Origin of the sequence: Pseudomonas sp. L5B5 (assembly GCF_020520285.1) — a bacterium.
GTDB lineage: Bacteria > Pseudomonadota > Gammaproteobacteria > Pseudomonadales > Pseudomonadaceae > Aquipseudomonas.
In genome coordinates this window covers 39,776-65,366 of the sequence record NZ_CP084742.1, presented here as the reverse complement: position 1 = coordinate 65,366, position 25,591 = coordinate 39,776, and the positions used below count along the sequence as shown (strand labels likewise).

The window sequence follows — 25,591 nt, the reverse complement described above, 5'->3', positions numbered from 1 at the left end:
ACCGGATACGGCCCGGCGGGCCTGCCTGGGCTCGTCGCCGCTCGCTTCGTGTCGGTGTCGCTCCTTGCGAGGTGTCCATGACCATCTGGCTGTTGCAACTGGTGCTGGTGATCGCGCTTTGCAATGTCTGCGGCCGCATTGCCGAACGGCTCGGCCAGTGCGCGGTCGTCGGCGAGATTGCGGCCGGCCTGCTGTTGGGACCTTCGCTGTTCGGCCTGGTCGCACCGGGTTTCTACGACCTGTTGTTCGCCCCACATACCCTGTCGGCAATGGCGCAAGTCGGCGAAGTCGGCCTGATACTGCTGATGTTTCAGATAGGCCTGCGCATGGAGTTGGGCGAGACGCTGCGCGGCAAGCGCTGGCGCATACCCGCGGCGATAGCAGCCGGCGGGCTCATCGTACCGGCCGCGATCGGCATGATCGTCGCCGGCGTCTCCAAGGACACGCTCGCCAGCGACGCGCCGGCGTTGCCCTATGTACTCTTCTGCGGTGTCGCACTGGCGGTATCGGCGGTGCCGGTAATGGCACGCATCATCGATGACCTGGCGCTCAGCGCCATGGTCGGCGCACGGCACGCAATGTCCGCCGCGATGCTGACAGATGCACTCGGATGGATGCTGCTGGCCACCATTGCCTCGCTATCGAGCGGACCTGGCTGGGCATTTGCGCGCATGCTCGTCAGTCTGCTCGTGTATCTGCTGCTCTGCGCGCTGCTGGTGCGCTTCGTGGTTCGACCGGCGCTTGCACGGCTCGCATCGACTGCGCATGCGACGCGCGACCGCTTGGCCGTGTTGCTCTGTTTCGTCATAGCGTCGGCACTGGCGACGTCGCTGATCGGATTCCATAGCGCATTTGGCGCACTTGCGGCGGCGCTGTTCGTGCGCCGCGTGCCTGGCGTCGCGAAGGAGTGGCGCGAGAACGTCGAAGGTTTCGTCAAGCTTGTGCTGATGCCGGTGTTTTTCGCATGTGCGGGACTGCGTGCGTCGGTCGGCACGATCGACGACCAGGCATCCTGGATGTGGTGCGGTGTATTCCTCGTGGGCGGATTCATCGGCAAGTTCGGCGGCAGCTATCTGGGCGCACGTACCACCGGGCTTGGGCCACACGATGCGATGCTGGTGAGCTCGTTGATGAATACACGCGGCTTGATGGAACTGATCGTCCTGTCGATCGGCCTGCAGATGCAGATTCTTCCGCCACAGGTCTACACGATCCTCGTGGTGTTCGCGCTGGTGACGACGGCGCTGAGCGCACCGCTGGTTCGATTCACCCTGCGCATGCAATCGCGCGCAATGGACCAACAGGCCGCCTGAGCCAGCTTCAGGGGAGAGACCAGCATGAATGCTGCCACCGAAACCAAAGCTCTCGAATTGCTCGATGCCGAGGGCTGCGATGTCCACCATGCCCGCGAACTGCGCAACGTACTGGGACAGTTTGCGACCGGTGTGACCGTGATCACCACCCGCACCGCTGAGGGCCGCAATGTCGGTGTGACCGCCAACTCGTTCTCCTCACTGTCGCTGTCGCCGGCGCTGGTGCTCTGGAGCTTGGCACGCACGGCTCCGAGCCTGAAGGTTTTTTGCTCGGCAAGCCATTTCGCCATCAACATACTGGGCGCGGACCAGCACCACCTGTCGGAGCAGTTCGCCCGAGCAGCCGCTGACAAGTTCGCCGGTGTAGGTCATTCCTACGGCAAGGCGGGAGCTCCGGTGCTGGACGATGTGGTAGCAGTGCTGGTGTGCCGCAACGTCACCCAGTACGAGGGCGGTGATCACCTGATCTTCATTGGCGAGATCGAGCAATACCGATACAGCGGCGCAGAACCGCTGGTCTTCCATGCAGGCCAGTACCGGGGTTTAAGGAGCAATGGAACAGACCCATGAGCTTCAATAGCCCGGCTCATGTGATCGTTGGGCGGGAGGGTCTGATTTTCGTCTGGATTGCAGCGGCAATTCATTTCGGGCGACTTCCTCAGGTACAGCAAAAGAGTAGCGCCCCACAAATTGAGGTGCTCGAGGATCAGCGGCGACAACCTGGCCAGATCCTGGAGTTTGGTGGGAGTGCTCGCCAACTGCCCACTCTCAAATCAGTACAGCCATTTGCAGTTCCGCCCCCCTCCTCCTCTTGGGTCGATCCGACATTCACTCAAGGGCGAAACAAACGCTGTTGATAAGCATTTGCAATTGAAGATAAGATTCCGCCCCCCCTAGCCTGATCTCACCTTGAATGATCGCCGTCGTGTCTTATCCCAGCGATAAACTCGAGCTCTACCTCTCCCACCGTGCCGCGCTGGTCGACTACTCGGCCCCTATCGTCGGCTGCCGGGCTCAAGCCGAGGAAGTGGTCCAGGAAGCCTGGCTGCGCTTCTGCGGCCAGGCCGATAGCGTTGCCCAGCCGAACAACCCGGTGGGCTACCTGTACCGCATCGTGCGCAACCTGTCCTTTGACCTGCTGCGACGCTCGACCCTGGAAAACCGCCATCCCGATGGCGACGACCTGCTGGACGAACTGCCCTCGAACGCACCTTCACCGGAACATCAGGCGCTGCATTGCGACCAGTTGCGCCTCCTGCAGGATGCCCTGACACTGCTGCCGGAACGGACGCGTCGAGCCTTCCGCATGCATCGCCTGCAACACCTGACCTTCCAGGAAATTGCCGCTGAGTTGAAGATCTCCACCAGCTTGGCGCACCAGCTGGTGCGTGACGCACTGACCCACTGTGCGGAGCATCTGGCCGATGACTGATACCCCCTTGTCTCAACCTGTAGCCGGTTCACTGAAGGACGACCCGGTGTGGCAGGCGGCCATGGACTGGCTGCTGCAATGCCGCGCCGCACCGGATGACGCCTCACTGCATCAGGCCCATGCCCGCTGGCTGGCCGCTGATGAGCGTCATGCTGTCGCCTGGCGCAAGGCCGAGAAAGTCTGGTTGCTCAGTGGCCACCTGGAACCGCTGGAGACACCCGTGCCTCGTCCGTTGCCTGCCCTGGTCCAGCCCCGGCGCAGCTGGCGGGGTCGAGCAATGGCGGCGCTGGCGCTGGCAGCCTGTGTGCTGTTGCTGGTCCGCCCCACGCCGCCGACCGACCATGCCAGCCCGCTCGGCGAGCATCTGAAGGTCAGCCTGAGTGACGGCAGCCGCATCGAACTGGGCAGCGACAGTGCCATCCGGGTGGCCTTCGAGCCGGGCACGCGGGGCGTGACCCTGCTCAGGGGGCAGGCGTTCTTCGAGGTCAGCCACGATGCCTCGCGCCCGTTCACGGTCCAGGCGGCGGATGTGAAGGTCAGGGTCATCGGTACGGCGTTCGATGTGGACCTCAGCCACAACGCCGTGGTGGTGGCAGTGCAGAGCGGAGCGGTCCAGGTTCGCGATGGGCGAGGCGAACTCGCGGTGCCGGCCCTGGGGCCCGGCGATAGCCTGCGTCTTGGCCTGGACCAGAGCCCGCCGCAGCGCAGCCGACTACCGCCTGGCCAGGTTGCGCCATGGCGCCAGTGGCAACTGCTGGTCAATGACCGGCCCCTGCGCGAGGTAATCGAGGAACTGCGGGACTACTACCCCGGCACCTTGTTGCTGGTCGACCGCACGCTGGGCGAGCGGCGTGTCACCGCCTCGCTGAACCTGCGCTCGCCGGTCACCGCGCTGCAACTGGCCATCGCCCCGCTTCGCGGGCATCTCACGCATTGGGGGCCGTACCTCACCCTCATCCGAGAAACGCCTGAAGCACCAGTAAAAAAATAAATCTCAAAAATTTCTGGAAGTTCTCGATCGCCGTTCGTTTATTGCCCCGTCCAGTTAATAGTAAATATTCTCATTAACAGGTGCGTATTGTTCGCACTGAGCGGGGAGTTCACCAGAGCATGTCCATTCGCCACCTAGAAGGTCTTCACGGTTGCCGACGCAGCGCGCGCCTCTTACTGCTGTCGGTAGGACTGGCGGTGTCCTTGCCGGTCCTGGCCAGTGACCAGCGGACACGGCATAACATTGACATCGCCCGCCAGCCCCTGGGCTCGGCACTGATGGCGCTGGCACAGCAGACCGGCCTGCAGATCAGCGTCGACAGCCAGCTGCTGCGCAACCTGAACGCTCCAGCGGTGCAAGGCGAACTGAGTGCCGATCAGGCCCTGGCGAAACTGCTCAAGGGCAGCCAGCTGGAGTGGATCTACCTCGGTGACGACGCGCTGATGGTGCAACGCGCGACTCATCGGCGTGCGGACCCGGTCCGCCTGGGCAGTACCAAGGTCCCGGGCGAGTGGGTTCTGCCCCAGGGGGAAACCCGTGTGGACCGCGCGACGATCGAAGCGATGCCGGCCGGTAATGGCGACATCACCAGCCTGTTGCGCAGCCATCCCAACGTGCAGTTCGACGACGCCCAGCTCAGCAGCAAGACCCCTGGTGAAATCGGCCCGGCCAACATCAGCATCAACGGCGCGCAGTTCTACCAGAATGCCTTCCTGATCGATGGCATCAACATGAACAACGACATCGACCCGGCCGAAGACCGGGTGCAACTGCTGGACGCGGTGCCGGGGCGCAGCCAGGGCCTGGCCCTGGACACCGACCTGCTGGAGAACATCACGGTCCTGGACAGCAACGTGCCAGCGGCCTATGGCGGCTTCAACGGCGGGGTCATCGATGCACAGACCCGTGCGCCGACCCAGGCGCTGCACGGCAAGTTCTCGGTGCAGACCACCCGCTCCGCCTGGACCAAATATCATGTCGACGAAAGCGAAGCAGAGCGCATGGAGAACTCCGGCTCTCCCGACGAGCAACCCAAGTTCGACAAGGTCACCATTCGCGGCACCCTGCAGGGCCACCTGACCGACAATTTCGGCCTGCTCGGCAGTTTCAGCCAGAAGCGCTCGACGATCCCGCTGGGTTTCTACTCCTATAACAACGTCGAGGAAATGGGCTTTCACGAGGAGAAGCAGGAACGGCGCATCGACAACTACTTCCTCAAGTCGGTCTGGCGGGCCAGCGACCAACTCACCGTCGAGACCAGCGTGACCCATGCGCCTGAGGAGAGTCACTACTTCCGTGCCAACGTGGCCAACTCGGGTTACGACAACAAGGCCGGCGGCACCCAACTGAACCTGCGCACCATATGGGATGGCGACCTGGCACGGGTCGAACAGAACCTGGCATGGAGCGGCCAGGAGCAGAGTCGCCAGTCGGATTCGGCCGACTACTGGACCTGGCGCAAGTCGAGCACCAAGGACTGGGGCATCGGCAACAAGGCCACCGCCAATACCCTTGAAGGCGGTTGGGGGGATATCGAGCAGCAACAACGTACCTGGCAGTACAAGCTCAATGCCGACTGGCGCAGCGTCGACTGGCTGGGCATGACTCACCGCCCGCAAACCGGTTTCGAGTTCTCCCGCCAGTACGTGCGCTATGAGCGCCTGACCGACAGCAGCACCTACGTTGCCCCCGCGGCTACCAGGACCTGCACCAACGGTGCCGGGGTGACCGATAACGTCGCCTGCAACATGGGCCAGACCCTGAACGGCTGGGCAGGCCAGTACATGAAAAGCCGTACCCGCTATGCCACCGGCGAATTCGACTTCACCACCACCTCCTGGGGCAGCTGGTTGCAGGACGAGATCACCATCGGCCAACTGACCTTGCGCCCGGGCGTGCGCATGGACAACGACGACTACATGGACAAGACCACCTGGGCACCGCGCTTCTCCCTCGAATATGACCTGTTCGGCGACCGCACCACCTTGCTCAATGCCGGCGTCAACCGTTACTACGGGCGCAGCGTCAGCAGCTGGCAGCTGCAGGACGGGCGCAACCGCCTGCGTTTCAACGAAACCCGCGACAGCCTGGACCAACCCTGGGTAGTCAAGTCCAACGCCGCCAACCAGGTGCGTTTCAATCAGCTGGACATCCCCTACGATGACGAGCTGATGCTGGGCGTGGTGCAGCAATGGGCCGGGGTCGAATATGCCCTCAAGTATGTCAATCGCAAGGGCCGCGACCAGGTGGTGCAGGTGTCCGGAAGGACCTTGGGCGAGCCCTCCACGGACCCGACGCTGGCAAGCAACTACACCACCTACACCAACGACGGCAAGAGCGAGACCGACACCTACACCCTGACGGTGACGCCGCAGCAGCGCTGGACACTGCTTGGCACCCAGACCGGGGGTCAACTGGCGCTCAACTGGACCGACAGCAAGGCGTCCGCGCCGACCTACGTCGCCGCCGAAAACCTCTACTACCAGAACAACGTCATCCAGTACCAGGGCAGCTTCATCAATTATGACGATCGCCCTGCCAGCAACTTCAACCGGCCCTGGACGGCTCGCCTGACGACCATCACCGAGATCCCCCAGGCCAACCTGCAGTGGAGCAACTTCTGGCGCTACCGCGCCGGCTACAAGCGCATTGGCGACACGGGGCGCAACGTGGACTACATGGGGACTTCGGTGGATGTCTGGGAAGAACAGAAATTCCAGCCGGCGCTGACCTGGGACACGCGCCTGGGCTGGCGGATTCCCACCGCCAGGGACCAGAGTGTGTTCATCAACGTCGACGTGTTCAACGTGCTCGACAAGAAGTCGGTCAATGCCAACCAGACGGTCAACAGCAACTCGGTCTCGACCTATGAGGTGGGCCGCCAGTACTGGCTCGAAGTCGGGTACGCGTTCTGAGATGCGCCGGTCCCTGAAGAGTCTTGTGGTCGTGTTCGGCATCCTGCTGGTGATTGGATCGGAGTCAGGGCTTGCCTGCGCACTGAGCGAACCGACATGCCTGCGCGAGGTGTACAGCCGGCCCTCCGCCCAGTGGCCGGCGCCGCAGGTGGATGCGGGCGTGGCCTGGCAAGAGCTGGGCCCCTTGCCCGAGCGTGCGCCGTCGCCGGAGCACAACCCCTACACGCAGCAGAAGGCCGATCTGGGCCGCCAGCTGTTCTTCGACCCGCGCCTGTCGCGCTCGGGGCAGATCGCCTGCGCCTCCTGCCATGAGCCGGACCTGGCGTTCGCCGATGGGCGTCGGGTTTCGTTCGGGCATGACCGTGCAGCAGGCCGGCGCAATGCACCGAGCGTGGTGACCAGCGGCCTGGCCGGGCATCTGTTCTGGGATGGGCGCGCCGACAGCCTGGAGATGCAGGCCCTGATGCCGGTCGTCGACCCGAAGGAAATGGCCTTCAGCGTTGCGCAGCTGGTAGCCCGGCTGCGTGCCAGCACGGATTACCCGGCGCAGTTCGCCAAGGTGTTTCCCGGACAGGCGCTGGGTGCCGAACAGGTGGCGGCGGCATTGGCGACCTATCAGCGCGACCTGCTGCGGGTTGCCCAACGCACCCCCTTCGAGCGCTTTCTGCGGGGCCAGGCGCAGGCGCTCAATGACCAGCAATTGCAGGGCTTGCACCTGTTTCGCACCAAGGCCCGCTGCATGAACTGCCACTTCGGACCGGGAATGCAGGACAACCGCTTCCACAACGCCGGCCTGACCTTCTATGGGCGTCGCCGCGAAGACCTCGGGCGCTATGAGGTCACCGGGCTGGCGCAGGATGTCGGGCGCATGCGCACACCTTCACTGCGGTTGGTGAGCCGTACCGGCCCCTGGTTTCACAATGGCCTGGCCAGCAGCCTCGATCAGGTGCTGTTGTTCTACAACGCCGGCATGCCCAGGCCCGCGCCCAAGGGTGCGCAGCAGCAAGACCCGCTGTTTCCCGTGACGTCGACGCAGTTCCAGGCATTGGGGCTGGACCGGATCGAACTGAAAGCGCTGAAGGCTTTTCTGGAGGCCCTGTGAAGAAATTACAAAAAGTGCGGGCTCTGCGCGCAGGACAGGGCTATCGATGCCTGAGGAACACTTTCAGGTGGCACTGACCCAGTTCAAGAGAGCCACCGCTTCCCCATAGCACGTTGATACCTGGATTCTTTGTTTCCCGGGATCACAAAGGCGCCAGCCATTCAGGAACCTAAAGACTTCGTAAAGACTGTCCCGGCCCGGCTGCCAACCGGCGGCCAATGCGCTTGAATGGCATCCGAGCCGGGCCACGGGCGCCCGGCCCTTCCTGGAGAAGCCCATGGGCAAGCTGGCCATGCACCTGCAGGAGGAAGACATCCTCCTTGCGCTCAATACGTCGAACAAACAAAGCCTGTTCCAGCAGATCGGCCAGCACATGCAGCGCACCTGGCACTTGCCGGCAGACTGGGTATCCACCAGCCTGGCTCGTCGCGAGCAGGCCGCCAGCACCGCCATCGGCGAGGGCGTGGCCCTGCCCCATGCGCGACTGGAGGCGCTGGATACGATCCACGTCCTGTACCTGCGCCCGCAGGCACCCATGGCGTTTGCCGCCCCCGACCAGCAGCCGGTGCGCGATATCGTGGCGCTGCTGGTGCCCGCCCCGGCCGATCAGTTGCACCTGGACCTGCTGGGCGAAACCGCGCGGCTGTTCGCCGACCAGCGCTTTCGACAAGCCCTGCATGACTGTCGTGATGCGCATCAGGTCAAGCAACTGTTCGATTGCTGGTAGACCCGTAAGGCTTCAGGCCGGTACGCCCAGGATGATGTGCGATGCCTTGATCACCGCAGTGGCGTTGACACCCGGCGCCAGGCCCAATTCGTCCACGGCGTCCCGGGTGACGATGGAGTACACCCGGCTGCCACCGCTGAGTTCGACCACCACTTCGGCATTGACCGCCCCGTCAGTGACGCTGATGACCCGACCTTGCAGGCAGTTGCGGGCAGACAGACGAATGCCCTCGGCGTCGGTCATCAGCATCACCCAGGGTGCCTTGACCAGGGCCAGGGCCTCGGTACCCGGAGCGATCCCCAGGTTGCGCAGGCTTTGCAGGGTGACCACGGCCACCAGTTGTTCACCACCCTCCAGCGATAGCACGACCTCGGCGTTTACCGACCCCTCTTCGACCTGGCTCACCCGGCCTTTGAACACGTTGCGTGCACTGACTTTCATCGAAACTTCCTTTTGCTGACTTCAGGGTTAGGATTTCCGCGAAATGATCCGGGGCCACGCTATGTAGATGCAACCATAGCGTGGCGCCATCAACGCCCTGCCCCCTCTATCTGCTTGAGCTTCAGCACACGTCCTGCAAGTGGTCCATGAAGGTGCTGCCGCTGTAGGCCTCGCGGAACAATCCGGCCCGCACCAGCAGCGGTACCACCTGCTCGAGGAAGATATGCATGGAGCGGATCGAACCACCCGGTGCAGCGATGAAACCGTCCATGGCGCCGGCCTCGGCCCAGTCGACGATCTGTTCGAAGGCATCCTCGGCGGTGCCGATCACTTGCCAGTGGGCTGCGGAAATCACTTCCGGACGCAGCAACAACTCGTCCAGGCGCAAGGTCTCGCGCTCGATCAGCCGCCGCAACAGGTTGGCATGGGTCCGGCTGCCAGGATGTTCCGCCGGCGCCGGCAGATCCGCCGCGCCCACCCGGCGATCCAGCGGCCAGTCGCTGAGGTCCAGGCCAATGGTCTGCTTGATGGAGGCGAACTTGCGGCTGTTGTCCGGATTGCCGTGGGTCTGCATGAACAGCTGGCGAGCCTCTTCGCGGGTAGGCGCCAGGTACAGGCTCAGCCCCGGCAGCAGGCGAATATCCGCAGGGGCCCGGCCATGGCGTTCGGCGCGTCGGGACAGGTCGCGGCGCAGCTCCAGGGCGGCCTCCTGGTCGGGCGTCGGGGCGAACACCAGGTCGGCCACCGAAGCGGCGAAGTCCCGGCCGGTATCCGAGGCGCCAGCCTGGATCAACGGGATCCGTGGCCCGGGATAGGCCGGCAGGTTCAGCGGGCCACGCACCTTGAAATGCGCGCCCTGGTGATCCACCGGGTGCACCTTGGAGCGGTCGGCGTAACGGCCGTGCTCGCGGTCGATGAGCAGGGCTTCGCAGGGATAGCTGGCCCAGAGGTCGTGGACCAGCCGCGTGAATTCCGCGGCCCGGGCATAACGCTCATCGGCACTGGGCATCGCTTCAAGGCCGAAATTCTCGTGCCCCTGCAAGGCCGTGACGATGTTCCAGCCGGCGCGGCCGTTGCTCACCCAGTGCAGCGATTGCAGCTGGCGTGCCACTACATAGGGCGGGAAAAAGGTGGTGGACACCGTGGAGACCAGGCCGATGTGCCGGGTCTCCCGGGCCACCGCCGCCAGCAATACCGTGGGATCGAGGCTGGCGAATCCCGAACCGCTTTCCAGGCCTTCCAGGTTCAGGCAACTGACGTCCGGGCGGAATACGAAATCCAGGTGGGCGGCCTCCGAGCGCTTGGCGATGTCCACGGCGAAGTCGCTGCTGTAGATGCCTTCGATGTTGCTGTCCGGCTGGCGCCAGGCATCGCCGCTGAGCCAGGTGGGGGCCAGGGACATGCCGATATGCAGGCGTTTGCGATTACTCATCTGTTGCCAATCTCCTGTATGCGAATCAATGCCGGCGGCCCGGGCAGGCGCCGCCGGAGCCATCAGAAGGCGCCCTTGACGCCGATGCCGAGGGTGCGTGGTTGGGTCATGCTGGCTTCGGTGCCGCCGATGCCGCGGTTCTCTTGCATGTAGGTCGGGGACCGATCGTCGAACACGTTCTTCACGTAGCCGTAGAGCTGGACCTGGTCGTTGAAGCGATAGCTCATGCGCGCATCGGTGAGGGTGTAGGGCTTGACCGAGTAGCTGGAGGTGTTGGCCACGTCGGAGTAGTAGCCGTCCAGGTAACGGACCTGGGCGTTGAGGTTCAGGCGCTCGGTGATGTCCCAGCTGGGACCGAAGCTCAGGGTGTAGCCCGGCGACCGGGCGAACTCGTTGTGGGCGTAGCCGGCGTTGCTGGAGACCTTGTCGATGCGGGTACGCAACGTGCCGGCGCTGGCCTTGAGCCGCAGGTTGTCCAGCAGGCGGTAGTCGAAGTCCAGCTCCAGGCCGTAGGCGTGGGCCTTCTCGGCATTGATGGTGTACGACTGCGCCACCCCCGGGGAAATCACCACCGGGATGTTGTACTGGGCATCCTTGAAGTCCATGTAGAACAGGTTGGTGTTGATCAGCAACCGGTCGTCCAGCAGGCTCGCACGGCTGAACAGCTCATAGTTCCAGATCGACTCCTCCTTGAAGTAGGCCCACTGCCGAGTGCTCAGGTTCAACGACACGCCGCCGGGGTTGTAGCCACGGCTGACCAGGGCACCCACGGTCCACTGCGCGGTCGCGGCATAGGCCAGGGACACCTTGGGCAGCAGCGCCGAGAAGGTCTTGTCGTAGTTCAGCGCCCGAGGCGCCAGCACCGAGTTGCCCTCGCGCTCCACATGGTCCTGCTGGTAGCGCAGGCCGGTGCTCAGGGTCCACAGGTCGCTCAGGCGGTAGTGCAGCTCGCCGAAGATCCCGAGGTTGGTCTTGGTGTCATCGAAGATCGAACGGCCACGCAGGTTCAGGCTTTCATCGGTGCGGGTACGCGCGTAGTAGACACCCCCCATGCCGCTGAACACGTCCTGCTGCTCGCCGAAGCTCAGGCGGGTTTCGTTGGAACCGTTCTTCTGGCGGATATCCGCATCGCCCTCGCCCGCCGCCCCGGTGACCCGATGCACCGACGACAGCGAATACTGCGCCTGGTTGTGCAGCTTGAGGCCGTTGCCCAGTTCATAAGACACATCGAGGATGCTGGTGTTGGTGTCCTGCTCCCAGGACGGCATGGTGGTGGACCGGTGGTCGAGCTTGTGGAACGGCGCGGTGGCCGCTTCCTGGGTCGGCCGGTTGCTGTCGGTGTGGGAGAAAGTGAACTTGCTTTCCAGGCCGGGGATGTCCGTGGGCAGCCACAACAACTTGGCCCGGGCATTGAGGTTGCGAAAATCCTGGTCGGTCTTGCTGCCCTGGAAGCGTGGATTGTCGTAGTCGATGAAAGTATCGCGGGCCGAGTAATCCACCGCCAGGCGTCCGGCGAAGTCCTGGGCCAATGGCCCGGACACCGCCACCGAACTGCGGCGCGAATGATAGCTGCCGATCTCGGCCTGATAGGCCGCCTCGGGGATGAAGGTCGGGTCCTTGGTGTTGACGATGATCGCCCCGGCGATGGCATTGGCGCCCTGGGAGGTGGTCTGCGGACCACGGAAGACTTCGATGCTGTCGACGTCCCAGACCGAGGTCGCGCCGAAGAACATCTCGTTGTAGTTCAGGTAGTGACCGTCGAGGTTGATGGTGGCCCGTGGCACCGTGCCGCCCCAGAACACGTTCTGCCCGTTGTTCGGGCCCTGGGTGTCCTGGCCGCGAATGATCGGGGCGCCCACCGAATCGGTATAGATCACGTTGGGCGTGCCGTTGATCACCTCTGCCACCGACGCATCGCCGGTCTTGTGGCGATCGATCTCGGTGTCGGTGATCACCGACACCGACGACGCCGTGTTCTTCAGGTCGCGTTCGAGTTTTTCACCCGTGACCACCAGCGACTCCAGGGCCAGGCTGCCCTTCTGTTCGCCCTTGGCCTCTGTCTCGGCCAGCGCCGGGGGCGTCGCCAGCAGGCTCGACAAGGTGAGAACGCCAATACCGTGACTCAATGTGCGATGCGTAAGGGCCATCAAGGCCTCCCTCCAAATGAGAATGATCCTCTTTCACGATTAGGCTATCACGCTGATATCAAATTCCTCAATACAGAATTAATTCTGCTAAACGGAATGACCTGCACTCGCTCCCCCCGCTACATCCTGTCCCCGGGAGCGCCAGGGAACCGGTATCATGGGCACCGCCGCGCGGCCCCTGGCCTGCGCAACACATGCAGCCGGACAGTGGTGAGGAGACCAAGCCGTTGAACACTTCGCAGAACCCGCTGGATGACACCCAGGACCCGCCCTCGGAAAAACGCTCCGGGGTGATCCAGTCGGTTTCCATTGCCGCGCGCTTTCTCAATACCTTGGCCAATGCCGAGGGCGAGCTGGCCCTGGGGGAAGTCGCGCGCCGCACCGGTACCGGTGGCTCCACCGCGCACCGCTACCTGCAGAGCCTGGTCAAGGAAGGCCTGGCCAAGCAGGACCCGGCCAGCGGTCTGTACGACCTGGGGCCGGCGGCCTTGAGCATCGGGATCGGCGCGCTCAAGCGCATCGATGCGGTGGACATCGCGGCCCGGCACATGAAGACCCTGGCCCAGCGGCATGCGGCCAGCGGTGGCGTGGCGATCTGGACCGATCGCGGGCCGACCCTGGTGCGCTGGCATCGCAGCGCCTACTTCTCCATCAACCCGTTGGCCCTGGGGGACATCCTGCCCATCGACAACACCGCCTGCGGCCTGGTGTTCCAGGCCTTCCTGCCCAAGGCCGTGATCGAAGCCGCACGCAAGCAGCAGCCGGCGCACTTTCGCGGCTCGCCACCCTCCGCCGCGGTGCTGGAAGAAGTACGCCAGAAGCACTGGGCCGAGATGACCAGCCACCTGCTGTCCAACGTCACAGGGCAGGCTGCCCCGGTGTTCGATGCCCAGCAGGAAATCGTCTGTGTGATGACCACGGTCACCGACCTTGGGCAGTTGCAGAGCCCCGAGGATCGCCTGGCGCTGTTCCATGAAGCCAGCCTGGTGAACCAGGCCACGGGTGGCCGCATGGTCCCGCAGGCGCCGGTCGCCCCCCGTCGCTGAAACCTGCCTCAGGCCCCGGACGATAACGGGGCCGGCCCTGCCGCACGGCCCAGGGGCACCATCAGCGGCGTGCCACTGACCGGGTCGGCAATGATCACCGAAGGCAATCCGAACACCTCCTGCACCAGCGCCTCGGTGAAGATTCGTGCCGGCGCGCCCTGGGCGACGATGGCACCGTCCCGCAGGGCGATCAGGTGGCTGGCATATCGGCACGCCTGGTTCAGGTCGTGGAGCACTGCAACGATCGTGCGGCCCTGGCGATTGAGTTCGGCGAGCAGCTCCAGCAGTTCGATCTGATGGACGATGTCCAGGTAGGTGGTGGGCTCGTCCAGCAGCAGGATCGGGGTTTCCTGGGCCAGCACCATGGCGATCCATACCCGCTGGCGCTGGCCGCCGGAGAGTTCGTCCAGCAGGCGCTCGGCCAGCGCCTCGACCCGGGTTGCGACCATGGCCGCCAGGACCGCACGCTCATCATCGACCGACCACTGGCGCAGAAACGACTGGTGCGGATAACGCCCGCGGGCCACCAGTTCGGCCACGGTGATGCCGTCCGGTGCCAGGGCACTCTGCGGCAGCAATCCCAGGCGCCGGGCCACCTCCCTGGCGGGGAGCTGGCGAATGTCCTTGCCGTCGAGCACCACCTGGCCCCTGGCCGGCGCCAGCAACCGTGACAACGCCGCCAGCAGGGTCGACTTGCCACAGGCATTGGGACCGACGATCACAGTGAACGAACCGTCGGGAATGGTCAGGGCAAGGTCCTGGAAAATGACGCGTGCGTCGTGGCGCAACGTCACGGCATCGACATGCAGGCGATCAGTCATGGGGAGATGTTCCTTGGGGGCCGGGCGCGTGCGCCATTGCAATTGTGGAATTGATTCTACAATATGGAACGCATTGCATGAGAAGCATTATCATATGAATCCGTGATCCAGGCTTCGCCCCTCCTGCACAAACACCTGTGTTCCTCCACTCACCGCTCAACGGACCCCTGATGAACCCACGTCTCGTCAATCGGCTGCTCAGTGCGGCGGTCTTGGCCCTTTGCGGCCAAGTGACCTGCGCCACCGCCGCCACGCCTGCACGCATCGTCTCCACCAGCCCCAGCGTGACCGGAATCCTGCTGGCGATGGAGGCACCCCTGGTGGCCAGCGCTGCCACCACCCCCAGCCGCCTCACCGACTCGCGCGGGTTCTTTTCCCAGTGGGCTCCAGTGGCCGAGCAACGGGGCGTCCAGGTGCTGTACCGGAACCTGCAGTTCGATATCGAAGCCGTGATCGCCAGCGATCCCGACCTGCTGGTGTTGTCCGCCACCGGGGCCGACAGCGTGATCGCCCAGCGCAGCGAGCTGCAGGCCCAGGGCATCCGCACCCTGGTGGTGGACTACTCGAACCACAGCTGGCAGGACATCGCCACCGAACTGGGTCGTCATACCGGGCTTGAACGCCAGGCCCAGGCCGCGATCCAGCGCTTCGACGAGTACGCCGCACAGACCGCTGCCGCCATCAAGACCCCGGCGGGCCCGGTCAGCGTGGTGGGCTATAACATCGCAGGCAGCTATTCCATCGGCCGCCTGGACAGCCCCCAGGCGCGCCTGCTCAGTGCCTTGGGTTTCCGGGTCGCCCCCTTGCCCGAGGCCATGGCGGGGACAGTCACCCGCGCCTCGGACTTCCAGTTCATCTCCCGGGAAAACCTGCCCGCGGCCATCACCGGTGACAGCGTGTTCCTGCTCAGCGCGGACGATCGCGATGTGCAGGCGTTTCTCGCCGACCCGGTCCTGGCCAACCTGCCCGCGGTGATCAACAAGCGCGTGTATGCCCTGGGTCCGAGTTCGTTCCGCATCGACTACTACTCCGGACGCCAGATGATCGACACCGTCGCCGCGTCGTTTCGCTGAGCCATGGACCTGCTCGTCCAAGCCCCTGGCCCGGCACTGTCGCTTTCACGCCGGCACCGCAGGCGTCGCCGGGGCCTGCTGGCCGGCCTGGCGCTGCTCGCCGCCCTGGCCCTGCTGAGCCTGGCGATCGGCTCCCATGCCATTGCCCTGGAGGTGACCTGGCAAGCCCTGTATGCCAGCGATCCGACCAACAGCCAGCACCTGATCCTGCGTGAACTGCGCCTGCCACGCACCCTGGTTGCGCTGCTGGCCGGCATGGCGCTGGGCACGGCCGGGGCAGTGATGCAGGCCGTGACTCGCAACCCGCTGGCCGAACCCGGGCTGCTGGGCATCAATGCCGGGGCGGCGCTGGCGGTAATCATCGGCGTGGCGCTGGGGCAACTGACCAGCATGGCCCAGTACCTGGGGCTGGCCTTCTGTGGCGCCGGGCTGGCCGGGGCCCTGGTATTCCTGTTGGGCCGGGCCCATGAGACCGGGACCAACCCGGTGCGCCTGGTGCTGGCCGGAGCAGGCCTGTCGGTGATGCTCGCCGCATTGACCGGGATCATCGTGCTCAACTGCCCACCCGAAGTCTTCGATCATTTTCGCCACTGGGCCTCGGGCTCACTGTCCGCTACCGGCCTGGCCCTGCTGCCGGTCCCCGCCATAGCGGTCGCCTGCGGGCTGGGCATGGCCCTGGCCATTGGTCCGCGGCTCAATGCCTTGGCCCTGGGCCAGGAACTGGGCCGTGCATTGGGCGTGAACCTGCGCCTGACCTGGCTGCTGGCCTGCCTGGCGGTGATGCTGCTGGCAGGCGCGGCTACCGCCATGGCGGGCCCCATCGGGTTCATCGGACTGGTAGCGCCGCATCTGGCTCGGATGCTGGTGGGACCTGACTATCGCTGGATCCTGCCCTATTCGGCATTGCTGGCGGCGGGCCTGCTGCTGGCGGCCGATATGCTCGGACGAGTGCTGGTGGCCCCCCAGGAAATTGCTGCCGGGATCATCACCCTGTTGCTCGGTGGCCCGTGTTTCATCGTGTTGGTCAGGCGCTTTCGCCTGAGTCGCCTGTGATCCGCCGCCACGCCCTGCGCCTGGGCTCGCTGTCGATCCGCTGGCAGCCGCGGACACTGTGGGTCTGCTGCATCCTGGCAATGCTGGCGCTGCTGCTCTGGGCCCTGCTGCTGGGCAGCGGCAGCCTGGCGCTGTCCCCGGGCGAAGTCCTGGCCAGCCTCCTGGGCCAGGGCCAGGACCCGACCGCCCAGCGGGTCATCCAGCGAGTGCGCCTGCCCCGGACCCTGACCGCCACCCTGGTGGGCCTGGCCCTGGGCATGGCCGGCGCGATCTTTCAATCCATCTCACGCAATGCCCTGGGCTCGCCGGATGTGATCGGCTTCACCACCGGCGCCGCCAGCGGGGCCATCGTGCAGATCATGCTGTTCGATTCCGGCCCGCTGGCGACGGCCCTCGCCGCCCTGGTTGCCGGGCTTTGCACCGCGCTGGCGGTGCTGCTGCTGGCGCTCAAGGCAGGAACGGCCGGTGGTTATCGCCTGGTGCTGGTGGGGATCGGCGTCGGCGCCAGCCTCTCGGGCCTCAACAGCCTGCTGTTGGTGACCGGCAACCTGGACCAGGCGATGTTCGCGCAATTGTGGCTGGCCGGCTCGCTCAACACCCGCACCTGGTCCCATGTGACACCCGCCGCCATGGGCCTGCTGGCGATCGCGCCGATTGCGCTGTACCACGCCCGACGCATCAATCTGCTGGAGATGGGCGATGCCAGCGCGACCCAGTTGGGCGTGGCCGTGGAGCGCACGCGCCTGACGATGGTGCTGGCCGCCGTCGGCCTGACTGCCATCGCCACCGCCGCCGCAGGTCCCATCGCCTTCATTGCCCTGGCCGGCCCGCAACTGGCCCGACGCCTGACCCGCTCGGCCGAAGTGCCACTGCTCTCGGGCGCCTTGATGGGTGCCGTACTGCTGCTGGCGGCGGACCTGCTGAGCCAGCGCCTGGCACCCTACGCCAACCTGCCCATCGGCCTGATGACCGGATTGCTGGGCGGTTTCTACCTGCTGTGGCTGCTGGTGCGCAGCCGGCGCATCTGAGCCCGGCGCCGGCTGGCAACGCTGGACCCTACTGAAATGCCGTTCAGTTAAGCAAGGTGATCCCCTGTAGGAGCAGCCGGTCGACGCTCGATTGCTCGCGATGGTCGTTAACGGTAACGCGTGTTTACTGGATAAACGCGGCGCTCTGAAGACCATCGCGGGCAAGCCTCGCTCCTACCATTTCCTTAACTGAACAGCATTAGGACCCTACTGAGAGTTTTCCCTGACGAACCGCAGGTTGCGCGCCATGCTGCTGGTGAGCACCTGGCCGCCCTGTTCGAAGCGGATCACCCCCAGGTCGCTGGCGCTGAAACGCCCCGCCGTCAGCGGACGCATGGGGTAGGTCAACTCGCCGATGCGAATGTAGAGCTTGCCCTGCCGGGTGAAGACCTTGAGCTGCCCGGATGAGGTCTGCAGCCTGTACACCCCGACATACCGCTGGAGGTCCCGGGGCTTCCAGGGGGTGCCCAGCACATAGGTCGAGGCCGGGTTGTTGGAGACGATACGCGAGCCCTGGGTCGCCGCCAGATAGAGTGGAGTACCGTCATTGCCAGCCGCCATCAGGTGCTCGTTCAGCCTGGACAGCGGCATGCTGTCAGGGAACGTGTTGAGATTGAAATCATTGCCGGTGCGTTCCAGCTGGAACTGATGACCCGAGTCGTCAAGGTAGGTGCCGGCTACCAGGGTATCCAGCGGAGCCGGTGGCACGCCCTCGATGCTGGGCGGTGGCGGTGGGATGTCCTGATCCCGGGGTGGCCGGGGCGAACCCAGGACGACATCCAGCAACTGGTGGCCACGCTCGGCCGCCTCGGCATCGGCGCGGTTGCACAGCACCACCGTGGCCACATCGAGTTTCGGATACCAGGCGACGTCAGTGCTGTAGCCTGCCCAGCTGCCGCTGTGGGACACCTCGCTGAGCCCGCGATAACGGCGTGTAGCGATGCCCATGCCGTAGTAGCCGGGATCACCATCGAGCAGTGGCTCGGTCTCGCGCATCTTCTTCACCAGTGCCTTGCCCCCGACCTGCCCGGTGGACAGGTTGCGCATCCAGCGCATCAGGTCCACCACGGTGCTGTGCACCTGGCCGTCGCCGGTCTGCTCCCAGCGCACATCCACGAACCCGTAGGTCCTGGACTTGGGGTCCAGCTCGTAACTCTCGGCCAGGTTCGGCAGGTGCAGCGGATAGTGATCGACAATGCTCGAGCGGCTCATGCCCAGTGGCTTGAAGATATGGGCCTGGGAAAAGTTCTTCAGCGGCATTGCCGCAGCCCGCTCGACAATGCTGGAAAGCAGCAGGTAACCGCTGTTGCTGTAGCTGAACTCGGCGCCAGCCGGAAACATCGCAGCGTCCTGCTTGAACAGCATCTGCAACGCCTGCTGCTGGGTGAAACGCTCGGTATAGGTTATGCCCGCCAACTCCGCCAGCAGCATGTAGTCCTGCAGGCCCGAGGTGTGGTGCAGCAGATGACGGATCTTGATGGCCTGGGCATAGGCCGGCAGTTCCGGGATGAAGCGCCGGACCGGATCATCCAGGTTCAGCCGTCCCTGGGCCTGGAGCTGGAGCACGGCAAAGCCGGTGAACTGCTTGGACACCGAGGCCAGGTTGAAGAGCGTATCGGTGTTGATCGGCGCGCCGGTCTGCAGGTTGGCGATGCCGTAGCCGGCGCTCCAGATCACCTGCCCCTCGCGCATGACCCCGGCAGCGCAACCCGGCTGGTCAGCCTTCACATCATCGAACACCTTGTCGAACGCCGGGAGCGTCGTGGCATTGGCCAGCGACGCACTCCCCAGGGAAATCAGCAAGGTTGCAAGCATCGAGCGCATGGATGTCTTCCTCTGTCACGGATCGGTCCTTCGAGCTCCACGGGAGCTGGACAAGTATCGTGGCGAGGCATGTTGCGATCTGTGGCAAGTCGGTGACTTTCTGTGAACAAACGTGCAGGGCTGTGAACCGGAGCCTGGCCACCCGGGCCAGGCCTCAACGCAGCAGGCGCCGCAGACCGGCCTCGAAGGTGCTGGATCTACGGCGTCAGCTCTTCACTGGAAAACAGCGCCCGCGAGGTGCGGGCCTAGGGCCTGGGGGCAGGCAATGCCTGGCGTAGCAGGTCGAGCTTCTGCCCCTGGCTCAACTGTCGCCACTGTTCGTGCTGCACCGGCGGGAAGTCGCAATCGACATACTCCGGTGGTTCGGTACCCTCCCAGTAATCCATGTTCACGCTGGCGCACTGCCCACACCTGGGCTTGATCAGCAGGCTGAAGGGCTGGCCCTGGGAATCGGGATCGCAGGCCACGCCGAAGACCTTGCGCAGCAGATCCGCGCGGCGCACCGCGCTGACGCCCTGCCCTTGCAGCAGTTGTTCCAGCAAGGCATCGACTTCGCTGTAGATCGCATCGTGCGGCCCATCGAGGAACACCGTTTCCCCGCTGATGCTGCGCATCAGGAATTCGCCGTAGCTGCTGGGCATGACCTCGGGGGCCTTGAAGCGGTGACCGCAGTCGGCACAAACGTAGGTGTACAAATAAAACTTCATGGCTCTACCGGAGTGACTATCTGGGGAGTAAGGATTTCGTTGAAATTGTCCAGCACCGCCTGGTTGACCCCGCCAGGGTCACGCTCGGAACCGAAGCGGATCACATTGTAACCCTGGTCCCTGGCGTCCACGCCGATCTGCTGGGTCTTGGAAGTGATGGGACCACCGTTGTAGCCCCACTCCTTGGCGACGGCCGGATCGGTAAGGTCCAGGACCTTGGCCTTGCTGGCATCGACCTTGAAACGAATGCCATGGGTCGGCTTGACGCCATGGTGGGCCAGTTCGGCCAGCGGCGTGCTGGGGCTCTCGCCGACATAAAAAGCCGCGCCGAAACGGCTGTTGGGGTTGAGGTACTTCGGATCGATACCGCTGAGCACGCCGTCGATCTTCTTCGGGCTGTCAGTGACGTGAAATACCGAAACTTCTTCAGGTGGTGGCGGCCGCTTGCTCCCGGCCAGCTTCGGCCCCAGCCCCAGCAACAGCATGCCCGCCGCGCCTTGCAGCAGGTCGCGGTAACCCGGCCCAAGACGGTCGCCCAGATCGCCCAGCAACGCCATGCCGAGAAAGGCGGCACCGGTCACCGCAGCGAACCCGGCAAAGGCTGCAAGACCGGCGAAGGCCGCCAGGACGCCGGCGCCGATCAGTGCCCCCAATCCCAGCAACTCCAACCCGGTGTGCATCCAGCCTTCGAGGTCGAGGACAAACTCCACCTGCACGCTCGGACCACCGATCAGGGTGTTCTCGCTGCCGCTCTTGATATGCGCGCCACAGACCATCTTGCTTTGCAGCCGCGCGGCCGGCTTGCCGTTGATGGTGACCTTGGCGCTGCCTTCGGCTATCAGTACCGGGAACGGCCAGGGCGGATGATTGAACGGCAGGCCATTGCACGAGGAGGAACTGTCTTCGCCGGCGCGCATTGCCTGGCGCCGGTTGATATAGACATTGAAGCTGCCTTGCACCAGTACCCCCGTCGTGGGTTCGGGCAAGTTGAAAATAGTGCTCAGGCCCTTGACGATCTGGAACATCGAAAGGCCGCCGGCAGCGATCGAACCGGCGAGGATCACCGCCGCTACCCCTCCGGTGGCCGCCGTGGCGGCGATGATCGCCGCGCCGATCACGGCACCCGCCACTGCCCCGGCCACCATCGCCGCCAACCCGAAGCCGTGGGCGATTTCGTCTCCCAGGCGTGCTGCTGCCAGTGCATCCATTGCGCTTATCCGACTCCCTTGCTGAATCTCCTGCCAGGCTCCCGAGACGAGCCCCGGGCAGAGCCTGGTGCTACTGCGCACATCGGAACACCCGGCAATGGAAAAATTCAGGCGCCGGCTCGAAAAAACCGCCCCAAGCTATGGATTGGCCAACAACGGCGACACCGGCGGCACCTCATGCCGGACATCATGGGTATTGGCGACGAAGTCTTCCTTGCGCAGCACCACCAGGGCCAGCAACGAGGCGACCCCGGTCGCCACGTAGAAATACCAGGGCGCGGTGATGTCGCCGGTGACCTTGATCAGCCAGGTGGAGATCAGCGGCGCACTGCCGCCGAAGGCCGCCACCGGAATGTTGTAGGCCACCGCGATGCCGGTGGAGCGGATGCGGGTCGGCAACAGCTCGCTCATCAGCGCGTAGGTCGACGATGCGTAGAGCCCGAACAGGATCGCCACCGCCATCAACGGCCAGAACAGCGTGGCCGGCGTGGCGCCGGGGGCGACCTTGAAGAACCAGTACATGGCCAGCGTCGCCAGGGTACCGATCACCATCAGGAACGGCTTGCGCCCGTAGCGATCCGTGAAGGCACCTCCGAAAGGCATGACCAGTGCCGCCGAAAGGCTGGCGACAAACACGTAGAGCAAGGTGGTGCCACTGTCGAACTTGAGGGTATTGGACATGTAGGTCGAGGCGAACGTCAGCACCAGGTAGAAGATCGAGCTGTGCAGGGTGATGATGAAAAACACCAGGGCAATGGCGCGTTTCCACTGCCAGACTTCGCGCAGCGGCGCCTTGGAGGTCTGGCCGGCCTCGACCAGGGCCAGGAACTCGGGGCTGTCCTCCAGTTTCAGGCGGATGTACAGCGAGATGAGCCCCAGCGGCCCGGCGATCAGGAACGGGATACGCCAGCCCCAGTCCTGCATCAGTTCGGCGCCCAGGGTCCAGGTCATCCCATTGGCCACGGCGCCCCCCAGCAGCAGGCCAAGCACGGCCGTGACCATCAGCCAGCAGGTGGCGAAGCCACGACGCCCCGGGCCGGCGTATTCGGAAATGAAACTGGTGATGGTGCCGATCTCGCCTCCGGCGGAGAACCCCTGCACGCAGCGGATCAGTATCAGCAGCACCGGCGCGGCGATGCCAATGCTGGCGTAGGTCGGCAGCAGGCCCAGCAGGCAGGTGGAGCCGGACATCATCACCAGCACCGTGATCAGCGTCTTGCGCCGACCGATCTTGTCGGCCAGGGGGCCGAAGCACAAACCGCCCAGGGGACGGATGAAGAAGCTCAGGGCAAAGGCGGCAAAGCTCGCCAGCAGGCTGCTGGTAGGGTCGTCGGAGACAAAGAAGGCCTTGCCGATGTACAGGGCCAGGAAACCGTAGACGCCATAGTCGTACCACTCGATCAAATGACCGGAAGTAGCGCCGATAAAGGCCCGACGCCGCTGGCGTCGGGAGTTGGAAAGTGGCACACCCATGCTGGGGACTCCTGTCGTAGTGCTATCCATGAAAAACGGTGTTTCAGAGGTTGGTCAGGGACTGGGAAGGGTCCTTGAGCCACTGGCGCAAGCGGGTCTTGAGAATCTTGCCGTAGCTGTTCTTGGGCAGCTCGGTACAGAACAGGTACTTCTTCGGTTTCTTGAACGAGGCCATGCAGGTCAGAAACCACTGGTTGAGCGCCTGGGCATCGAGGCTGTCAGCTGAGCGCAGCACCACGAAGGCCACCACCGACTCGCCCCACTCGGCGTCGGCCTCCCCCACGACACACGCCTCGAACACCTCGGGATGCTGCATCAGCACTTCTTCGACTTCACGCGGGTAGATGTTGCTGCCGCCGGAAATGATCACGTCCTTGCAGCGGTCGGTGAGGCTCAGGTAGCCCTGCTCGTCGAGAAAGCCGATATCGCCGGTACGCAGCCAGCCGTCGACCAGGGCGGCCTGGGTCGCTTGCGGATTGTCCCAATAGCCCTGCATCACTGGCGCGCCGCGCACTGCGATCTCCCCGGGCTCACCGGGAGCCAGGGGTTGGCCCGCGGCATCCACCACCCGGACCTCGACGCACGCCTGGGCCCGTCCGACCGACGCGGCGATGCCCGGCCAGTCTGCATGGGCTCGATCGGCGATGGTCTCGCGGGACAGCGCGGTGATGGTCATCGGACATTCGCCCTGGCCGTAGATCTGCACCAGGCGCGGACCGAAGGTATCGAGGGCCTGGGCCAGGTCTGCCAGGTACATCGGCCCTCCACCATAGACGATGGTCTTGATCCCCTGCCCGTCATACCCCTGTCGCCGGGCCTCCTCCACCATGCGCTTGACCATGGTCGGCGCGGCGAACAGGCTGACCTGGCCCAGGCCCTGCGCCAGCTCGAACAGCTCCTGCGCCTGGAACCCGCGGGACACCGGTACCACATGCCGGGCGCCACAGCGCACATGGATGAAGTTGTACAGCCCGGCGCCGTGGGACAGCGGCGCGGCATAGACCACGGCATCACCAGCGGCCACCGGATCGACATCCAGCGGATAGCACAGGGACATGGCCAGCAGATTGCCGTGGGACAGCATCACCCCCTTGGACCGCCCGGTGGTGCCCGAGGTATAGAACAGCCAGGCCAGGTCGCTGTCCTGCCGAGGGTGCGGCTCCAGCAGTTCCTCTCCCGGTACCGGCACGAACGTGCCCAACGCGGGCGTCGCCAGCTCGCGGCAGCCGGGCGGCAACTCTGTGCCCTCGAAAACCCGGCCGTCATCGGTGTAGATCAGCCGCGCTCCGGCATTACCGGCAATCCAGGCGGCTTCCAGGGCGTGCAGCTTGCTGTTGATCGGCACCGCCACCGCGCCGCTCCACCAGATGGCATACAGCAGTTCGAGATAACCGCAGCTGTTGTTCATCAACAGCGCCACCCGCTCGCCGGGCGCGATGCCAAATCCGTGGCGCAGTTGCAGGGCTCGGGCCCGCGCCTGCACAGCGAACGTCTGGTAGTCGGCGACCCGCCGCAGCCCCTCGAACAACGCCGCACGCCGTGGCCAACGCTGGGCCGCGTCGAGCAGCCAATGGGCGATATTCACTTCAGGTCCTCACGGCTTGCAGGACGCTGGCGTAGTTGGCCACCGCCATGCCGCCCATGTTGAACAGCAGGCCGAACTCGGCATGGGGCACGCCCAGGCCGATGGGCTCACCCACCAGTTGGGCAAAACCCAGGGCGTGCATCGACACGCCGGTGGCTCCCACCGGGTGCCCCTTGGCCTTGAGCCCGCCGGACAGGTTCACCGGCAGGCGTCCGCCCGGTCGCACGATGCCATCGTCGATGGCCCGGTGCCCCTCGCCCTTGGGCGCCAGGCCCATGGCTTCATAGATCAGCAGTTCGGCGATGGTGAAGCAGTCATGGACCTCGGCGAAGCTCAGGTCGCCAAGGGTCACCCCCGCCTCGCGCAGCGCACCGTGGATAGCCCGTTGCGGCCCCTCGAAGGCCAGTACATCGCGACTCGCCATGGGCAGGAAGTCGTTGACCTGGGTCATGGCACGAATCGCCACCTGGCGGCGCATCGAACGGGCGCGCTGCGGCGAAGCCAGGATGATCGCCGCGGCGCCGTCGCTGATCAGCGAGCAGTCGGTCAGGCGCAGCGGCGGTGCGATCAGCGGGTTGCTCTGGGAGACGCTGTTGCAGTGTTCGAAGTCCATCACCCGGTGCATCTGCGCCAGGGGGTTGGCCATGGCGTTGGCGTGGTTCTTCACCGCGATTGCCGCCATCGAGGCCAAGGGGCTGTGGTAACGCTCGGTGTACTGCTGCGCCACCTGGCCGAACAACTGGGCGAAGCTCAGGCCGGCCTCCCGGGGATCGTTCTGGTAGCCGGCACCGGACAAGGCCCGGGTCACTTCGGCCGTGCTGTTGCTGGTCATCTTCTCCGCGCCCACCACCAGCACCAGTTCGGCGGCGCCACTGCGGATCGCGTTGATCCCGGCCTGGATCGCCGCCGAGCCGGAAGCGCAGGCGTTTTCACAGCGGGTGGCCGGCTTGAGGCGCAATTGGGGGTCGGCCTGGAGCATCAGCGAAGCGGGAAAGCCGTCGGGCACCAGGCCGGAGTTGAAGTGCCCGAGAAACAGCGCGTCGATTTCAGCCGCGTCGATGGCTGCATCCGCCAGGGCATCGCGGGTGACCTTGACGATCAGGCCCTCCAGATTCAGGCCTTCCAGGCGACCAAAAGGGCTGTGGGCTGCAGCGACAATGGATACGGAATCGTGAGTCATGGTGATTTTCTTCTGTCCTTGAAGCGTGGATTCCATAGAATGTTCCAGCGCCCTGCCCCAGGCTAGTTGGGGCAACTACCTACGGCAGTACGT

General features: G+C 64.8%; 22 protein-coding genes. 12 read left to right on the top strand and 10 right to left on the bottom strand.

The features are described 5' to 3' along the window. Positions 1-77: 77 nt before the first annotated feature. The 8 genes from LGQ10_RS00260 to LGQ10_RS00225 all read left to right on the top strand — a co-directional run bounded on the left by LGQ10_RS00260 (position 78) and on the right by LGQ10_RS00225 (position 8,480). Positions 78-1,313 carry a cation:proton antiporter gene (locus LGQ10_RS00260; RefSeq protein ID WP_226524275.1) on the top strand — a complete coding sequence of 412 codons (1,236 nt, stop codon included), beginning with the start codon at positions 78-80 and terminating at the stop codon, positions 1,311-1,313. Positions 1,314-1,337: 24 nt separating this feature from the next. Then, the gene (locus LGQ10_RS00255; RefSeq protein WP_058436956.1) at positions 1,338-1,883 is read left to right on the top strand and encodes a flavin reductase family protein; all 546 of its coding nucleotides are present in this window, start codon (positions 1,338-1,340) and stop codon (positions 1,881-1,883) included. Beyond that, positions 1,880-2,170, top strand: a complete 291-nt coding sequence (locus tag LGQ10_RS00250) for a hypothetical protein (protein ID WP_226524274.1) — start codon at positions 1,880-1,882, stop codon at positions 2,168-2,170. The genes LGQ10_RS00255 and LGQ10_RS00250 overlap by 4 nt, the downstream gene beginning before the upstream one ends. A 56-nt stretch (positions 2,171-2,226) precedes the next feature. Further along, entirely contained in the window at positions 2,227-2,745 is a 519-nt protein-coding gene (locus LGQ10_RS00245) for a sigma-70 family RNA polymerase sigma factor (protein ID WP_058436955.1), read from the top strand. Beyond that, on the top strand, positions 2,738-3,736 hold the full coding sequence (locus tag LGQ10_RS00240) for a FecR family protein (RefSeq protein ID WP_226524273.1): 999 nt from the start codon (positions 2,738-2,740) through the stop codon (positions 3,734-3,736). The genes LGQ10_RS00245 and LGQ10_RS00240 overlap by 8 nt, the downstream gene beginning before the upstream one ends. Positions 3,737-3,855: 119 nt before the next feature. Continuing rightward, positions 3,856-6,651, top strand: a complete 2,796-nt coding sequence (locus LGQ10_RS00235; RefSeq protein ID WP_226524272.1) for a TonB-dependent receptor — start codon at positions 3,856-3,858, stop codon at positions 6,649-6,651. 1 nt (position 6,652) lies between these two features. Then, positions 6,653-7,753: a cytochrome-c peroxidase gene (locus tag LGQ10_RS00230; RefSeq protein ID WP_226524271.1), complete on the top strand. Its 1,101-nt coding sequence runs from the start codon at positions 6,653-6,655 to the stop codon at positions 7,751-7,753. 277 nt (positions 7,754-8,030) lie between these two features. Beyond that, the gene (locus tag LGQ10_RS00225) at positions 8,031-8,480 is read left to right on the top strand and encodes a PTS sugar transporter subunit IIA (RefSeq protein WP_058436952.1); all 450 of its coding nucleotides are present in this window, start codon (positions 8,031-8,033) and stop codon (positions 8,478-8,480) included. A 12-nt stretch (positions 8,481-8,492) separates the two neighbouring features. On the opposite strand, the gene LGQ10_RS00220 is transcribed toward LGQ10_RS00225, so the two are convergent. The 3 genes from LGQ10_RS00220 to LGQ10_RS00210 all read right to left on the bottom strand — a co-directional run bounded on the left by LGQ10_RS00220 (position 8,493) and on the right by LGQ10_RS00210 (position 12,503). Then, positions 8,493-8,921, bottom strand: a complete 429-nt coding sequence (locus LGQ10_RS00220; protein ID WP_058436951.1) for a TOBE domain-containing protein — start codon at positions 8,919-8,921, stop codon at positions 8,493-8,495. Positions 8,922-9,042: 121 nt separating this feature from the next. Beyond that, positions 9,043-10,353 (bottom strand): NtaA/DmoA family FMN-dependent monooxygenase, encoded by a 1,311-nt coding sequence (locus LGQ10_RS00215; RefSeq protein WP_058436950.1) that lies wholly within the window; start codon positions 10,351-10,353, stop codon positions 9,043-9,045. A gap of 62 nt (positions 10,354-10,415) precedes the next feature. Continuing rightward, a complete protein-coding gene (locus LGQ10_RS00210) occupies positions 10,416-12,503 on the bottom strand; it encodes a TonB-dependent receptor (protein WP_226524270.1) in 2,088 nt (695 codons plus the stop codon). A 224-nt stretch (positions 12,504-12,727) separates the two neighbouring features. Here LGQ10_RS00210 and LGQ10_RS00205 point away from each other — a divergent pair, with 224 nt between their 5' ends. Then, on the top strand, positions 12,728-13,546 hold the full coding sequence (locus LGQ10_RS00205; protein ID WP_226524269.1) for an IclR family transcriptional regulator: 819 nt from the start codon (positions 12,728-12,730) through the stop codon (positions 13,544-13,546). Between the two features lie 8 nt (positions 13,547-13,554). Here the strand turns inward: LGQ10_RS00205 and LGQ10_RS00200 are convergent, their stop codons facing one another. Then, positions 13,555-14,367 (bottom strand): ABC transporter ATP-binding protein, encoded by an 813-nt coding sequence (locus tag LGQ10_RS00200; RefSeq protein ID WP_226524268.1) that lies wholly within the window; start codon positions 14,365-14,367, stop codon positions 13,555-13,557. 167 nt (positions 14,368-14,534) lie between these two features. On the opposite strand from LGQ10_RS00200, the gene fepB reads away from it, so the two are divergent. Genes fepB through LGQ10_RS00185 form a run of 3 tightly spaced genes read left to right on the top strand, consistent with a single transcriptional unit; the run spans position 14,535 to position 17,521 of the window. Beyond that, positions 14,535-15,440 (top strand): Fe2+-enterobactin ABC transporter substrate-binding protein, encoded by a 906-nt coding sequence (gene fepB / locus LGQ10_RS00195; protein ID WP_226526064.1) that lies wholly within the window; start codon positions 14,535-14,537, stop codon positions 15,438-15,440. 3 nt (positions 15,441-15,443) lie between these two features. After that, the gene (locus LGQ10_RS00190) at positions 15,444-16,493 is read left to right on the top strand and encodes a FecCD family ABC transporter permease (RefSeq protein WP_058436048.1); all 1,050 of its coding nucleotides are present in this window, start codon (positions 15,444-15,446) and stop codon (positions 16,491-16,493) included. Next, positions 16,490-17,521, top strand: coding sequence for a FecCD family ABC transporter permease (locus LGQ10_RS00185; RefSeq protein WP_226524267.1), 1,032 nt, complete (start codon positions 16,490-16,492; stop codon positions 17,519-17,521). Before LGQ10_RS00190 ends, LGQ10_RS00185 begins: the two co-directional genes overlap by 4 nt. Positions 17,522-17,728: 207 nt before the next feature. Here LGQ10_RS00185 and LGQ10_RS00180 read toward each other — a convergent pair whose 3' ends face one another. The 6 genes from LGQ10_RS00180 to LGQ10_RS00150 form a co-directional block, all read right to left on the bottom strand. Next, positions 17,729-19,345 carry a serine hydrolase domain-containing protein gene (locus tag LGQ10_RS00180; protein WP_226524266.1) on the bottom strand — a complete coding sequence of 539 codons (1,617 nt, stop codon included), beginning with the start codon at positions 19,343-19,345 and terminating at the stop codon, positions 17,729-17,731. Between the two features lie 245 nt (positions 19,346-19,590). Next, positions 19,591-20,052 (bottom strand): hypothetical protein, encoded by a 462-nt coding sequence (locus LGQ10_RS00175; RefSeq protein WP_226524265.1) that lies wholly within the window; start codon positions 20,050-20,052, stop codon positions 19,591-19,593. Then, positions 20,049-21,260 (bottom strand): PAAR domain-containing protein, encoded by a 1,212-nt coding sequence (locus LGQ10_RS31385; protein WP_319003940.1) that lies wholly within the window; start codon positions 21,258-21,260, stop codon positions 20,049-20,051. Before LGQ10_RS31385 ends, LGQ10_RS00175 begins: the two co-directional genes overlap by 4 nt. A 138-nt stretch (positions 21,261-21,398) precedes the next feature. Beyond that, positions 21,399-22,733, bottom strand: a complete 1,335-nt coding sequence (locus tag LGQ10_RS00160) for an MFS transporter (protein WP_226524264.1) — start codon at positions 22,731-22,733, stop codon at positions 21,399-21,401. A gap of 43 nt (positions 22,734-22,776) precedes the next feature. Continuing rightward, positions 22,777-24,318 carry a class I adenylate-forming enzyme family protein gene (locus tag LGQ10_RS00155; protein WP_226524263.1) on the bottom strand — a complete coding sequence of 514 codons (1,542 nt, stop codon included), beginning with the start codon at positions 24,316-24,318 and terminating at the stop codon, positions 22,777-22,779. A 1-nt stretch (position 24,319) separates the two neighbouring features. Then, positions 24,320-25,498, bottom strand: coding sequence for an acetyl-CoA acetyltransferase (locus LGQ10_RS00150; RefSeq protein ID WP_226524262.1), 1,179 nt, complete (start codon positions 25,496-25,498; stop codon positions 24,320-24,322). Between the last annotated feature and the right edge of the window lie 93 nt (positions 25,499-25,591).